Here is a 14,993-nt window from a genome sequence, read left to right on the forward strand (position 1 = left end):
GCCTACGACCAGACTCAACAGATCCGCGGCAGCGCGCGTTGACAGGGCGGAAAGGGGGCGGATGTGACCTTTGACGAGTTCCTCGCGCAGCGGCTGGACAGCCTCTTGCGCTACGCCACCACGCTTACCTGCGACCCGCACCAAGCGCAGGACATCGTGCAGGAGGTCGTGCTGCGCGCGCAGCAACGCTGGGGGCGGATCGGACGGATGGAACAACCCGGGGCCTACGTCACCAGGATGGTGACCAACGAGTTCCTGTCCTGGCGGCGCAGGCGGCAGGACATCTCGGTCGCGCCGCAGGCGATGGGGCGACTAGGGGCCACTACGGCGGATCACGCAGGCCGCGTAGATGACCGGCAGGTCTTACTCGCGGGCATCGCCCGGCTGCCGCGCAAGCAACGAGTCGCTGTGGTGCTGCGCTACTACCTGAACCGCACTGACGACCAGATCGCCGATGAGCTGGGTTGCTCTACCGGCACCGTGCGCAGCCACGTCTCCCGTGCCGTCGCGACCTTAAGAGCCGGACTTGCGAGCATCGAACGAGTAGAGGAGGTCCGATGAGGACGGACGAGTTCGAGGACCTCCTGCGTGAGGCCCTAGACCACCAGGCAGCACAAGCACCGGGCGGCGCGCGCGTCCTGGCCGCGTTGGCACCACGAACCCGGCGCCGTAGGTGGTGGATGCCGGTAGGAGGCGTGGTCACGGCCGGGTTGGTCGGTATCGCGATGGTGTCCGCGTCGGAGTCGTACGAGCAGGCGGCGCCAGGGACGAGCCTCCAGGTGAGCCCACCGGCCGAACCGGGGAACGTGTACTGGGAACCCACCTGGCTGCCTTCCGGCATGGTGGAGCAGGAGCGCTCTTACGCGGTGGATGACACCTGGGTCGGGTCGATCTGGGCGAGCGGGCCGGGTACGGCAGCGCCCTGGGTGCACGTCATCAGCGTGGTGCCGGGTCCTGGGCAACCGACGGGGCCGGATCCCGGCCACGAGCAGGTGCTGGTCAACGGCAGGCCCGGCGAGTGGACCGTCAGCTCCGACCCCCGACACGAGGTGCACACCCTCACCTGGTGGGCCGGGTCCCGCCGGTTCGACCTGCTCGGCTCCTCGCTCCCCGATCCCAAGCCCGCCCTGCTCCGCATCGCCGAGTCCCTCCGTCCCACCGCGGTCGAGCCGACCGCGGTGCCGTTCACCTTCGCCGCGGTGCCGGGTGCGCGGGTGGACTGGAGCGGCATCAGCGGTGATCGACCGGACAGGGCGGTGATGATCACCAACCTCGGGTTCGCGGACGTGGGCGTCGCCCGGATCGAGGTCCGCCCCGACCAACCCGTGCTGGAGGGGGCGCGGGTACCGGTGCGGGGTGGCGAAGGCTGGTTCCGGATGACCCCGCTCGGCCTGGACGAGCCGTCGGGCGTCTTGGTGGCGGACCTCGATGGGCGGTGGCTGGTGGTCAGCTTCCTCCCAACCGCGAAGAAGGATCCTGTCGAGCAGTTGGACCTGCTCACCACCGTGGCCAATTCGGTCACGGTAGGGCCGACTCCCGCTGCGCCCTGGCTCGGCCGGAGACCATAAGAGCTGACTCCACATACCGCTGCGCTCGGGCGTTGTATGGGCGAGAGGGGGTGTGCGGTGCCTACGAGCTTCGAGCAGTACGTGCACGACAACGCCCGTGAGCTGTTGCGCTACGCGACCGCGCTGACCTGTGACCCGCACACGGCGCAGGACGTCGTGCAGTCGGTGTTGCTGCGGGCGGGGCAGCGCTGGCCGGGCATCGAGCAGTTGGCGGTGCCCGGCGCCTACGTGCACCGGATGGTGACCAACGAGTTCCTGTCCTGGCGCAGGCGGGCCGTGCGGACGGTCTCGGTGTCGCACGAGGTGATCGAGTCGGTAGCGCCACCGTCCTCGGATGAGACAGACCGGGTTGATCAGCGGCAGCTCGTGTTCCAGGGCATCGCTCTCTTACCGCGCAAGCAGCGGGCCGCGGTGGTGCTGCGGTACTACGCCAACCGGTCGTTCGCGGAGATCGCCGGTGAACTTGGCTGCTCGGAAGCGACCGCGCGCAGCCACATCTCCCGCGGCTTGGCCGCACTAAGAGACCGAATCCCGGCACTAGAGCGTGCGAAGGAGGCGTTGTGAAGACCGACGAACTGGAGAGCCTGGTCCGGGACGCACTCGGTGACCACGCCGACCGCGCCCCGGAGCCCGCCGACACGATCCACGCGGTGCTCGCACCCCGCCACCGGCGGCCGGTGCTGGCCTACGCCGCGGCGGCGGTCGTGGTGCTCACGCTGCTGGTGGCGGCCCCTGCGCTGCTGCGCGACGACGACCGGTCGAGCGGGATCGGCGGGACGAGGCCGTTGCTGCCCGCACCCGCGCTGACGGTGCCGGTGCGCATCGGCCCGACCTGGCTCCCGGACGGCATCACCGAGCTCAGCCGGGCGGCGACGCCGGACGGCAAGGTCCTGTCGCGGCAGTGGTCGGGCAAGCTGCCGCCCCTCAAGGTGACCGACCCGTACGTCAGCGTGACCGTGATGGCGAAGAGCGCCGAGCACAAGCTGGGGGGGTTCCCCTGCTACGGGGACGCCCAACCGGTCGACGTCAACGGCAAGCCAGGCTCCGCGGTGGGCCCGACCCGGGGTGACCCGAGCACGTGCCTGGTGTTCGAGTACGACGATGCCGACGTCGTGCGCGTCAACGTCAACTACATCGCGGACGGGCGGGAGGTCGCGCTGCGGGTCGCCAGCTCGATCGGGCCGGTCGACACCGCGCCCCTGGTCGTCGCCGCCGAGTTCGGTGTGCTGCCCGCGGGCCTGGCCCCCTTCACCCTCGGCATCGCCAAGGAGGAGAGCGGCCTCACCAGCCAGATCCACGCGCTGCCGCCGGGCGGCGGGGACGCCGTGTCCGCCGAGTGGACCCACGCCCGCCCCACCCGGACCGGCGGCAACCCCACCACCGTGCGCGGCAGACCCGCCACCTTCTACCCCATCGAAGCCACCGGGGACGGCGACGAACTCTGGGTCGACTTCGGCGACATGCGCCTGCGCGTCTTCTACTTCTCCAGCCGCGCCAACCGCGGCCAACGCGAGGTCTGGGCGATCGGCATCGCCCAATCGGTCTCCATCCGCCTCCCCCGCAACGACTGGATCGGCGGTCGCTACTGACCCCGGGATAGCGGAACGAGCAGGTGGGCGCCCGCCGCCGAGCACCCGATCGCCGCGCGAGAGTGCGACCGGCAGTGGTCACGCGCCGGGCGCGCCTTCCGCGGGCGATGGACCACGGAGCGGCAGGCGCGTGCCGCGCATCGGAGGCGGGCTTACGCCTGGTGACTTCCCCGGCCAGCGCGCCACGCCGTGTGGCGCAAGCCAGACTTGCCCTGCGGTTGGCAATGCCGCTGAGCCGAGATGACCGGCTCCATCCGCGTGCCCCGCAACGACTGGATCGGCGGCCGCTACTGACCCCGGGATAGCGGAACGAGCAGGTGGGCGCCCGATCGCCGCACGACGACCGGGACCAGCGGTGGTCACGCGCCGAGCGTGTTCCCGCGGGCCACGGAGCGATGTCGCAGCCGCGCATCTGAGGCCGACTTCCTCCTGGCGACCTCCCTCGGCCCGCGCGCCGCGCCGTGTGTTGGAGGCCCGACCTGCTCCGGCCAGCACCGCCTGCCTGCTACGGGGTGGCAGGCTCCATCCGCCTCCCCCGCAACGACTGGATCGGGGGTCGCTGCTGACCCCCGGGACAGCGGATCGACTGGAGCGGCGGCTGTTACTGATCCTGGTGTCTGGAATCCCAGACACTGTCACCCGATCCTGGGTCGTGCCGCGGCGGGGTTCGCGCTGTGATGGGGGGCATGGAACCAGTTGCCCTCGATGGTGGTCCGCTGAGTGTCGCGCAGGTGGTGGCGGTCGCGCGGGGTGACGCCGATGTGGTGTTGACCGCGGGGGCGTTGGACGGGGTCGCCGCGACCAGGGCGCACATCGAGAAGTTGGCCGACGCGACGGAGCCGACCTACGGGGTGTCGACCGGGTTCGGGGCGTTGGCGGTGCGGCACATCCCGGTCGAGCGGCGGGCGGCGTTGCAGCGGTCGCTGATCCGGTCGCACGCCGCGGGGGCCGGGCCCGAGGTGGAGCCCGAGGTCGTGCGGGCGTTGATGCTGCTGCGGCTGCGCACCCTGGCCACCGGCCGCACCGGGGTTCGGCAGTCCACTGTGGAGACGCTGGCCGCGGTGCTCAACGCCGGGATCCTGCCCGTGGTGCAGGAGTACGGCTCGCTCGGGTGCTCGGGCGATCTCGCCCCCCTCTCGTCCATCGCCCTGGCGCTGATGGGCGAGGGCGAGGTCCGGTATCGCGGGGAACTGGTCCCCGCGGCCGACGCGCTGGCGGCCGAGGGCATCGAGCCGGTCGCGCTGGCCGAGAAGGAGGGGCTGGCGCTGATCAACGGGACCGACGGCATGCTCGGCCAGTTGGCGCTCGCGATCACCGACCTGCACGGGCTGCTCGACGTCGCCGACCTGACCGCGGCAATGAGCGTCGAGGCGCTGCTGGGCACCGACCGCGTCTTCGCCGCCGACCTGCAGGCGCTGCGACCGCACCCCGGTCAGGCGGAGTCCGCCGCGAACATCACCGCGTTCCTCGCCGACTCGCCGATCGTGGCCAGCCACCGCGGCCCGGACTGCCCGCGCGTGCAGGACGCCTACTCGTTGCGCTGCGCCCCCCAGGTACATGGCGCCGCCCGCGACACCGTCACGCACGCCGAGACCGTGGCGAGCAGGGAACTGTCCGCTGCCGTGGACAACCCGGTGGTGCTGCCCGATGGCCGCGTCGAGTCGAACGGCAACTTCCACGGCGCCCCGGTCGCCTACGTGCTGGACTTCCTGGCCATCCCGGTCGCCGACGTGGCGAGCATGGCCGAGCGGCGCACCGACCGGATGCTGGACGTGGCCCGCTCGCACGGGCTGCCGCCGTTCCTGGCGCACGACCCCGGCGTCGACTCCGGGCACATGATCGCCCAGTACACCCAGGCCGCGGTGGTCGCCGAGCTCAAGCGGCTGGCCGTGCCCGCCTCGGTCGACTCCATCCCCAGTTCCGCCATGCAGGAGGACCACGTCTCGCTCGGCTGGTCGGCGGCCCGCAAGCTGCGCAAGGCGGTCGACGGGCTGGTGACCGTGCTGGCCGTGGAGTACCTGACCGCCGCCCGCGCGCTCGACTTCCGCGCCCCGCTCACCCCCGCGCCCGCCACGGCCGCCGCCGTCGCACTGCTGCGCGAGCGCGTCCCCGGGCCCGGCCCGGACCGCCACCTGGCGCCCGAGATCGCCGCCGCAGAAGACCTGATCCGTTCCGGCGCCCTGCTGGACGCCGTCAAGAGGAGGACCGTGTGACCACCCCCGGACCCCGGCCGGTGCGCGCCGCCCGCGGCACCACGCTGACCGCGCGGAACTGGCAGACCGAGGCCGCGCTGCGCATGTTCCACAACAACCTCGACGCCGAGGTCGCCGAGCGCCCCGACGACCTTGTCGTTTACGGCGGCACCGGCAAGGCGGCCCGCAACTGGGCCAGCTTCGAGGCGATCAGCCGGGAGCTCACCACCCTCGCCGAGGACGAGACGCTGCTGGTGCAGTCGGGCAAGCCGGTCGGGGTCATGCGGACCCACGAGTGGGCTCCCCGGGTGCTGATCGCGAACTCGAACCTGGTCGGCGACTGGGCGACCTGGCCGGAGTTCCGCCGCCTGGAGGCCGCCGGGCTCACCATGTACGGGCAGATGACCGCGGGCTCGTGGATCTACATCGGCACCCAGGGCATCCTGCAGGGCACCTACGAGACCTTCGCCGCGGTGGCCGCCAAGCGCTTCGGCGGGTCGCTGCGCGGGACCCTGACGCTGACCGCGGGGCTGGGCGGCATGGGTGGCGCGCAACCGCTTGCGGTGACGATGAACGGCGGCGTCGCGCTGGTCGTCGAGGTCGACCCGGTGCGGGCGCGGCGCCGGGTCGAGACCCGCTACCTCGACGAGCTGGCGCTCGACCTCGACGACGCGGTGGCGCGGGTCGAGCGGGCCAAGCGGGAGGGCGAGGCGCTGTCGGTCGGTGTGATCGGCAACGCCGCCGAGGTGCTGCCCGAGCTGCTGCGCCGGGGCGTCGAGGTCGACATCGTCACCGACCAGACCTCCGCGCACGACCCGCTGGCGTACCTGCCGCGCGGTATCGACCTGGCCGACTGGTCGGACTACGCGGCCAAGAAGCCCGACGAGTTCACCGACCGGTCGCGCGACTCGATGGCCGAGCACGTCGAGGCCATGGTCGGGTTCATGGACGCGGGCGCCGAGGTGTTCGACTACGGCAACTCGATCCGCGGCGAGGCGAAGCTGGGCGGCTACGACCGGGCGTTCGACTTCCCCGGGTTCGTGCCCGCCTACATCCGCCCGCTCTTCTGCGAGGGCAAGGGTCCGTTCCGTTGGGCGGCGCTCTCCGGCGAGGCATCCGACATCGCCGCGACCGACCGGGCGATCCTGGACCTGTTCCCGGACAACGAACCCCTGGAGCGGTGGATCCGGATGGCGGGCGAACGCGTTGCCTTCCAAGGGCTCCCGGCGCGCATCTGCTGGCTCGGGTACGGGGAGCGGCACGAGGCCGGGCTGCGGTTCAACGAGATGGTCGCCTCCGGTGAGCTGGCCGCGCCGGTCGTGATCGGCCGCGACCACCTCGACTGCGGCTCGGTCGCCTCCCCGTACCGCGAGACCGAGGCGATGGCCGACGGCTCCGACGCGATCGCCGACTGGCCGCTGCTCAACGCGCTGGTCAACACCGCGTCCGGGGCCAGTTGGGTGTCCATCCACCACGGCGGCGGGGTCGGCATCGGCCGGTCCATCCACGCCGGGCAGGTCACCGTGGCCGACGGGACCGCGCTGGCCGGGCAGAAGATCGAGCGGGTGCTCACCAACGACCCGGCGATGGGCGTCATCCGGCACGTCGACGCTGGCTACGACCGCGCGGACGAGATCGCCGCCGAGCGCGGTGTCGCCGTCCCGATGGCCCGGTCGTGACCAGCCTCGCCGACATCGCGGGGGTCGGCGCCGACCCCCGACGCGGCGGGTACTCCCGGCACGGGTTCGACCGCGTCGAGCTGGAGCTGCGGTCCTGGTTCACCGAGGAGGCCGGTCGACGCGGGCTTTCCGTCGAGTGCGACCGGAACGGGAACCTGTGGGCGTGGTGGGGTGCGCCGGGGGACGGGGCGGTGGTGACCGGCAGCCACCTCGACTCCGTGCCCGGTGGTGGTGCCTTTGACGGACCGCTCGGTGTGGTGGCCGCGCTTGAGGCTGTGGATGTGTTGCGGGCCAAGGGGTTCGTGCCGGGTAAGCCGTTCGCCGTGGTGGTGTTCGCGGAAGAGGAGGGCGGGCGGTTCGGGGTCGCGTGCCTCGGGTCGCGGTTGCTGACGGGTGCCATCTCGGCGGATGCGGCGTTGCGGCTGTCCGATTCGGACGGTGTGACGCTGGCGGAGGCAGTGCGGTCGGCGGGGTTGGACCCTTCTCTTGTGGGGCACGATGCCGAGGCGTTGCGGCGGATCGGCGTGTTCGTCGAGCTGCACGTGGAGCAGGGGCGCGGGCTGGTCGACCTCGGGGCGCCGGTCGGGGTGGCCAGCTCGATCCTGGCGCACGGGCGGTGGCGGTTCAGCATCAGCGGCGAGGGCAACCACGCCGGTGCGACGCTGATGGTCGACCGGCGGGACCCGATGGTGGCCGCGGCACAGGTCGTGCTCGCCGCTCGTCGGGCGGCCACGGCGGTGGAGGGCGCTCGTGCCACGGTGGGGCGGCTGATCCCCAACCCCGGCGGGACGAACGTGATCCCGTCCAGTGTGGACCTGTGGCTGGACGCGCGGGCGGAGGACGACGCGCGGACCCGGGCCGTCGTCGCGGAGATCACTGCCGCCGCGTCGGAGGTCGCTGCTCAGGAGGGGTGCGTGGTCACCGTCTCCGAGGAGTCCTATGGGGACACTGTGGTGTTCGACGCCGGACTGCGGGACTCGGTCTCCGGGGTGCTCGGCGGGGTGCCCGCGCTGCCGACCGGTGCCGGGCACGACGCCGGGATCCTGGCCGGGCACGTGCCGACGGCGATGCTGTTCGTGCGCAACCCGACCGGGGTGAGCCACGCGCCGGAGGAGTTCGCCGAGGCCGACGACTGCGCGGCCGGGGTCGTGGCGCTGGCGTCGGTGCTGGAGGAGTTGGCCCGGTGACCGCGTACTGGTGCGCTTCGGCCTGGCTGCCATCGGGGGTGGCCTCGGGGGTGCTGGTCGACGTGGTGGACGGGGTCATCAACGCGGTGTCCCTTGTGGACTCTCCGGGCGATGCCCACGTGCTGCCCGGGGTGGTGTTCCCCGGGTTCGCCAACGCGCACTCGCACGCGTTCCACCGGGGCCTGCGCGGCCGCACCCACGGCGACGGCGGCACCTTCTGGACCTGGCGCGACCGCATGTACGACCTCGCCGACCGCCTCGACCCCGACTCGTACTACCTCCTGGCCCGAGCCGTCTACGCCGAGATGGCCCTGTCCGGCATCACCTGCGTCGGCGAGTTCCACTACCTGCACCACGCCCCCGGCGGCACCCGCTACAACGACCAGAACGCCATGGGCCACGCCCTGATCCACGCCGCGCGCGACGCCGGTATCCGGATCACGCTGCTCGACACGTGCTACCTGGCAGGCGGGATCGGGCAGCCGGTTTCCGCCCAGCAGCAACGGTTCTCCGATGGAGACGTGCTCGCCTGGGCCAGCCGGGTGGCTGACCTTTCGCCGATCCCGGGCTCGCGTGTCGGTGCCGCGATCCACTCGGTCCGCGCTGTGCCGCGGGACGCATTGCCTGTGGTGGCCGGTTTCGGTGGGCCGGTGCACGTCCACCTGTCCGAGCAGCCCGCGGAGAACGAAGCCTGCCTCGCCGCGTACGGCCGCACCCCGACCCAGGTCCTGGCCGACGCAGAGGCCCTGGGCCCGCACTTGACCGCCGTCCACGCCACGCACCTGACGGCTGACGACATCCGCCTCCTCGGCGAGTCCGGCACCGGGGCCTGCCTGTGCCCGACCACGGAAGCCGACCTGGCCGACGGCATCGGCCCCGCGCGGGAGTTGGCCGACGCGGGATCGCCGCTGTCGCTGGGCAGCGACCAACACGCGGTGGTCGACATGCTCCTGGAAGCCCGAGCCCTCGAACACGGCGAACGCCTGCGAACCGGCCAACGCGGCCGCTTCACGCCGGGTGAACTGGTCGGCGCCATGACCGCCCACGCGAGCATCGGCTGGCCGGAAGCAGGCCGCATCGAGGTAGGCGCCCCCGCCGACCTCGTGGCCGTCCGCCTCGACACGGTGCGGACAGTGGGTTCGACGCCCGAGCAGGTGATCCTGACCGCGACAGCATCCGATGTGGACACTGTGGTCATCGACGGCCGGGTGGTGGTCCGCTCGGGCGAACACGTCTTGGGCGACGTTGGACGACTGCTGGCGGAGGTTGTCAAGTGAGTGCGGCGGACTTCGAGACATCGGGTACCGCCCGCGATGCGACGAGCGGTCGCGCGGCGCTGGATGGTGGCGACCGATGACCAGGAATGCATGGCAGGCTGCGGGTTTGCGGTCAAGCGGGGTCGATCAGGTGGGCCTGCTGGAGATGGTTCTGGCTGGGCTGGGGATGGCCGCGGGCCTGGCCGGTGGTCGTGTGGGAGGTGTCGGATGAGCGGGTTCGCGGATCCGAGTGGGGCGCCCCGTGGTGAGGCGGTGCGCTGCCCCGTTCGCGGTCGCACAGCGCGAGGATGACCACGGTTGCGCGGTCGGTGAGCGTGCTGGAGACGGGTCTGGTTTGTACGAGGGACGGCGGCAGGTGTTGTTGGCGGCTGTGTGGAAGGTGTCTGATGGGTGCGCTGATGGATCCGAGGTGGGGCACCGCTGGTGAGGTGGGGCGCTGTCTCGTTTGCGGTCGTGCAGCACGGGGATGACGGCCAACACGCGGTCGGTGTGTGCTGGAGATGGGTCTGGCTGGGCTGGGGATGGCAGCGGGCGTGGCCGGTGGCTGTGTGGGAGGTGTCGGATGAGTGGGCTCGCGGATCTGAGATGGGTTGCCGCGGTGCGTTGTCTTGTTTGTGTTTGCGCAGCACGGGGATGACTACGAACGCGCGGTCGGTGAGTGCTGGAGACGAGTCCGGCTGGGATGGCGGGCGTTGTGGGTGGGAGGTTGTCGGATGAGTGTGTTGGTGACGAATCTGGGGGAGTTGACCACCAACGACCCCGAGTTGGGGACCGTGCGCGACGCGGCGATCGTGCTCGATGGGGATCGGGTGGCGTGGGTGGGGCACGCGAAGCGGGCGCCGCAGGCGGACAGCCGGGTCGACGGGCAGGGGCGGGCTGGGTTGCCGGGGTGGGTGGACAGCCACACGCACCTGGTGTTCGCGGGCGATCGGACCGCCGAGTTCGGGGCGCGGATGGCCGGGGAGCCGTACACGGCGGGCGGGATCGCGGTCACCGTCGAGGCGACCAGGGCGGCGGATGACGAGCAGTTGCGGGCGGGGCTGCGCAAGCACGTGGCCGAGGCGGTGGCGCAGGGGACCACCTGCGTCGAGACCAAGACCGGGTACGGGCTGACCGTCGAGGACGAGGTGCGATCCGCCCGGCTGGCGGCCGAGTTCGCCGACGAGGTCACCTACCTGGGCGCGCACCTAGTCCCCTCGGGCACCGACCCGGACGCCTACGTCGACCTCGCCGCGGGGGAGATGCTGGACCGGGTCGCGCCGTATGTGCAGTGGGCGGACGTGTTCTGCGAGACCGGCGCGTTCGACGAGGCCCAGTCGCGGCGGGTGCTCAAGGCCGCTGCCGCGCGCGGGCTCGGCCTGCGGGTCCACGGCAACCAGCTCGGCCCCGGCCCCGGTGTCCGCCTCGCGGTGGAACTCGGCGCGGCCAGCGTCGACCACTGCACCCACCTGGCCCAGTCCGATGTGGACGCACTGGCGGGCTCGGACACCGTCGCCACCCTGCTGCCCGCGTGCGACCTGTCCACCCGCCAACCCCTGCCGGAGGCCCGCCGCCTGCTCGACGCGGGCGCCACCATCGCCCTGGCCACCAACTGCAACCCCGGCTCGTCCTACACCTCGTCCATGGCCTACTGCATCGCCACCGCGGTGCTCCAGATGCGACTGTCGGTCCCCGAGGCCGTCCGCGCCGCCACCCTCGGCGGCGCCCAAGCCCTCCGCCGCACCGACGTCGGCGTCCTGCGCCCCGGCGCCCGAGCCGACCTGCACCTCCTCGACGCCCCGTCGGCCACCCACCTCGCCTACCGCCCCGGCGTCCCCCTCACCTGGGCGGTCTGGCGCTCAGGCGCTCCGGCGCGTCCGCCGCGAGGATGACCACCTGCGGCCTGGCCACCTTCCCCGTCCGCCACCAGTCCCACATCGTCGCCGTGGCGGCCACCTGAACCAGCGCCTGTCGTCCGTCGAGTGTGGACTCCGCGGCCAGCGACAGTGCGACGAACCTGATGCGTACGGCGTCGTCAGCCGACAACGACGCTGTGCGCACCCATTCGTCCAGGGCACTCACCAGGTACCGTCGGGCGGTACGGGACCAGGGTGACTCTCCGCTGGTGGGACCTTGCACGAGCGAAGCCAGGGACTCGATGTCGCCGATGGGGTCGATCTCGGCCAGCTTGAGCACGCTGGTGAACCGCGTGTGCACGACGGGCAGGAAGAGTTCGGCGGTCTGGGACACGGCCGAGCGGACCGAGTCCGCGAGAGCGCTGCCGATGTACCTGTGCAGTTCGCTCTCCTCACACCCCCTCTGGGGGATGAACAGGGTCACGGGAAACAGCGGGCTGGTCGCGGTCTTCTCGTGGGGCAGGCTCGCGATGAGCTCGAACAGCCCCAGGCCGGGAGACTGGGTTCGGCGCAACAGTGTCGATAGGACGAACGGGCTGAGGTCCGCGTGGACCTCGTCCGCGAGGGCGGCGTTCGTCACCACGCGTTGAGGTGACGCCGGCATCCACAGCCGTGGCGCGTGGTAGACCGTCTTGGTCCACACCGCCAGATTTCGCACGGCGGGCAGCACCGCCGGGTCGCTCAACTCGTCCAGGTTCGCCAAGCGGAACGAGTGCGGCGACACCCGGGACTGGGTCACCGTCGCCGCGAACCGGATCGCGTCGGACGCCGACATACCCCGCGCGGGTTCGCCTCCCCAACCCTCGACGGTGGGCGAGTTGTCGTACAGCCGGTAGAGGCCGGCAGGAACCGGCGTTCGCCACACCACCGCCCCCGTCGCCGTGCGCACCGCCGAGCGGAGGTGCCGGGACAGCATGGCCTGCAACACCTTCTCCCGCAGGGCCGGGTCGTTCGCCGCGTCGCGCAGGACGCCGTCGAGTTCGGACCGCAGCTTCTCGTCCAGCTCCACCCCCTCCGCGACGCAGTCCAGTGCCAGGCCGAGCGCCGTCGAGGTCCGGGATGCCAGGCAGGCCAGCACGATCGGGTCCGCGTCCGACCCGGCCACGTACAGCAGGGTCGTCTCCCGCCACCAGTCGTCGTCCACCGCGTAGCACAGGGTGTCGACCAGGTTCTTCTCGCGGATGTACGCGGCAGCGAGGTATTCCTGGAAAGTCAGGTGGGCGAAGGCGAACTGGTCCCGCTCCCACTCGACCACCAGGCCGTCGGAGATGATCCGGCGCAGGTGTGCCTCGGCGTCGAGCGGTGTGGACAGTCGCCGCAGGAGGCGCTCGAACTCCGCCAGCACGACCTCGCGGGCCAGTTGGCGCACTCCGTTGGTCATCATCAAGTACGCCAACGACCGCAGCAGCACCATCTTGTGCCTGTTGTTACCGGTGGTCACCAGCTTCTTGGCCTCGTCGCGGTGCCACAGCATGACTTCGCAGATCTCGCGGTAGAGGTCGGCCCGCGACCCGGGCAGCGCCCCCCGGAACTGGTGCACCGTCGCGATCATGGTGAGCAGCAACGGGTTCACGGTGAGGTCGACGAGCGCGGGCGCCTCGTCCAGTCGGGCGAGCAGGTCGCGCGCCTCCTCCTCGGCGCGGTCGTGCGCGTCCGGGGTGACCGTGTTCGCCACCGCGCGGTACCAGCCGTGCACGAAGTCCCGGACCTGGGCCGCGGTGAACGGCCGCACCTGGAGCACCACCGTGCCGTCCACCGGCGCGTCGAGGAAGCCCTGCGGCCGCGAGGTGAGCACGAAGTCGTTGCCGGAGAAGGCGGTGATCTGGTTCTCCACCCACGCCGACACCGACCTGCGGTCCTCGGCCCTGGCCACCTCGTCGAGGCCGTCGAGCATCACCACGCACCGGTCGGAGCGCAGCTTCCTGGCCACCCACTGGTCCGCGTCGACCAGGTCGGACCTGGCCAGGGTCGCGACGACGATCTCGGGCAGGCTCGCACCGCGCAGGATCTGCGCCAGGTGGTCGCGCAGGAACAGCAGCACGGGGGTGCCGCTGTCGCAGATGTCGCGGGCGGTCTTGCGCAGCAGGGTCGTCTTCCCGCTGCCCGGGCCGCCGAGCACGGTCAGCACCTGCGGTCGGGGGTCGTCGAGGAAGTGGGCGAGCGGTCGGCGCCCCTGGACGGTCGTCGGCAACCCGGCCAGCACGTCGGTGCGCACCTGGTGCGGCGGCCGGTGCACCAGGCTGACGTCGACGTAGACCTCGTCCAACTCCAGGCTCGAGTGGCTCAGCGTCTGCAGCCCCTTGAGGTCCACGTAGCGCGCACCCCGGCGCATCCGCGCGATGTACTCCTGCTCGAACCGCTGGTCGGCGGTCAGTTCCGGTTCCGGCACCGGTCTGGAGCGGCGGCGCCGTTCCAGCAGGGCGACCACGCCGGTCCCGGTGCCGAGCACCACCATCGCCGCCGCGAAGACCGACATCAGGATGTCCACCACGCCCGCCCCTCTGCCGGTACCGCGTACGATCCTACGGTCCCGACCTGGAGCAGGTCCGGGGTTAGGTTGAGGTCATGGAGTACACCACTCTCGGTCGCACCGGCCTGTCCGTGTCCCGGCTGGTGCTGGGCACCATGAACTTCGGGCCGCACACCACCGAGGACGACAGCCGCGCCCTGATGGACCGGGCGCACGAGCACGGCATCAACTTCTTCGACACCGCCAACGTCTACGGCGACAAGGGCGGCACCGAGGAGATCATCGGCCGCTGGTTCGACCAGGGCGGGCAGCGGCGGGACAAGACCGTGCTGGCCACCAAGCTCTACGGGGCGATGGGCGACTGGCCCAACGACGGCAGGCTGTCCGCGCTGAACATCCGGCGCGCGGCGGACGCCTCGCTCAAGCGGTTGCGGACCGACTACATCGACCTGTACCAAATGCACCACATCGACCGCGACACGCCGTGGGACGAGATCTGGGAAGCCTTCGAGGTGCTCCGCCACCAGGGGAAGGTCCTCTACTTCGGGTCGTCCAACTTCGCGGGCTGGCACCTCGCGCAGGCCCAGGAGGCGGCGCGCGGCAGGCACTTCCTCGGTCTTGTCGCCGAGCAGTCGCTGTACAACCTGGCGAACCGGTTCATCGAGCTCGACGTGCTGCCCGCCGCGAAGCACTACGGCATCGGCGTCATCCCGTGGTCCCCGCTCAGCAGCGGCATCCTCGGCGGCGTCCTGGCCAAGCAACGCCGCAGCGAGGGCGTCCGCGACACCGCGTGGGCCGGGCCGGAGCTGCTCCAACGGCACCGCACGCAGGTCGAGGCGTACGAGAACCTCGCCGCCGACCTCGGCCACGACCCCGCCACCCTCGCCCTCGCCTGGCTCCTGTCCCGCGACGGCGTCACCGGCCCCATCATCGGCCCGCGCACGACCGCCCAACTGGACGGCTCCCTGACCGCCTTCGACATCACCCTCGACGAAGACACCCTCACCAAGCTGGACGCCATCTTCCCGCCCCCAGCCCCCAACGGCGCCAAGCCCGCCCCCGAGGCGTACGCCTGGTAGCGCTGTAGTCCACCGTCGTCGGTGGCGCGACCTGGAGCCGGTCCGGGGTTAGGTTGG

At 71.6% G+C, this 14,993-nt stretch carries 11 protein-coding genes; 10 read left to right on the forward strand and 1 reads right to left on the reverse strand.

Annotated elements, in window-relative coordinates; genetic code table 11:
* Positions 1–63 precede the first annotated feature (63 nt).
* From CLV68_RS08095 to hutI, 9 genes are all read left to right on the forward strand, one after another.
* Positions 64–561: a SigE family RNA polymerase sigma factor gene (locus tag CLV68_RS08095; RefSeq protein ID WP_121389831.1), complete on the forward strand. Its 498-nt coding sequence runs from the start codon at positions 64–66 to the stop codon at positions 559–561.
* Positions 558–1,568: a hypothetical protein gene (locus tag CLV68_RS08100; protein WP_147459910.1), complete on the forward strand. Its 1,011-nt coding sequence runs from the start codon at positions 558–560 to the stop codon at positions 1,566–1,568. Before CLV68_RS08095 ends, CLV68_RS08100 begins: the two co-directional genes overlap by 4 nt.
* A gap of 57 nt (positions 1,569–1,625) precedes the next feature.
* Positions 1,626–2,132: an RNA polymerase sigma factor gene (locus CLV68_RS08105; protein ID WP_246009716.1), complete on the forward strand. Its 507-nt coding sequence runs from the start codon at positions 1,626–1,628 to the stop codon at positions 2,130–2,132.
* Positions 2,129–3,157 (forward strand): hypothetical protein, encoded by a 1,029-nt coding sequence (locus CLV68_RS08110; protein WP_121389834.1) that lies wholly within the window; start codon positions 2,129–2,131, stop codon positions 3,155–3,157. Before CLV68_RS08105 ends, CLV68_RS08110 begins: the two co-directional genes overlap by 4 nt.
* Before the next feature lie 686 nt (positions 3,158–3,843).
* A complete protein-coding gene (gene hutH, locus CLV68_RS08115; protein WP_121389835.1) occupies positions 3,844–5,370 on the forward strand; it encodes a histidine ammonia-lyase in 1,527 nt (508 codons plus the stop codon).
* Positions 5,367–7,028, forward strand: a complete 1,662-nt coding sequence (gene hutU / locus CLV68_RS08120) for a urocanate hydratase (RefSeq protein ID WP_246009717.1) — start codon at positions 5,367–5,369, stop codon at positions 7,026–7,028. Before hutH ends, hutU begins: the two co-directional genes overlap by 4 nt.
* Complete coding sequence (locus tag CLV68_RS08125) at positions 7,025–8,215, forward strand: allantoate amidohydrolase (protein WP_121389836.1); 1,191 nt, start codon at positions 7,025–7,027, stop codon at positions 8,213–8,215. Before hutU ends, CLV68_RS08125 begins: the two co-directional genes overlap by 4 nt.
* A complete protein-coding gene (locus CLV68_RS08130; protein ID WP_121389837.1) occupies positions 8,212–9,492 on the forward strand; it encodes a formimidoylglutamate deiminase in 1,281 nt (426 codons plus the stop codon). Before CLV68_RS08125 ends, CLV68_RS08130 begins: the two co-directional genes overlap by 4 nt.
* 713 nt (positions 9,493–10,205) lie before the next feature.
* Complete coding sequence (gene hutI, locus CLV68_RS08135; protein WP_121389838.1) at positions 10,206–11,363, forward strand: imidazolonepropionase; 1,158 nt, start codon at positions 10,206–10,208, stop codon at positions 11,361–11,363.
* Here the strand turns inward: hutI and CLV68_RS08140 are convergent.
* Positions 11,311–13,878, reverse strand: coding sequence for an NACHT domain-containing protein (locus CLV68_RS08140; protein ID WP_121389839.1), 2,568 nt, complete (start codon positions 13,876–13,878; stop codon positions 11,311–11,313). The genes hutI and CLV68_RS08140 overlap by 53 nt on opposite strands.
* Before the next feature lie 74 nt (positions 13,879–13,952).
* Between CLV68_RS08140 and CLV68_RS08145 the strand changes: the two genes are divergently transcribed.
* The gene (locus tag CLV68_RS08145) at positions 13,953–14,936 is read left to right on the forward strand and encodes an aldo/keto reductase (RefSeq protein WP_121389840.1); all 984 of its coding nucleotides are present in this window, start codon (positions 13,953–13,955) and stop codon (positions 14,934–14,936) included.
* The last annotated feature ends 57 nt before the right edge of the window (positions 14,937–14,993 follow it).

Source organism: Actinokineospora cianjurensis (assembly GCF_003663795.1).
Classification (GTDB): Bacteria; Actinomycetota; Actinomycetes; order Mycobacteriales; family Pseudonocardiaceae; genus Actinokineospora; species Actinokineospora terrae.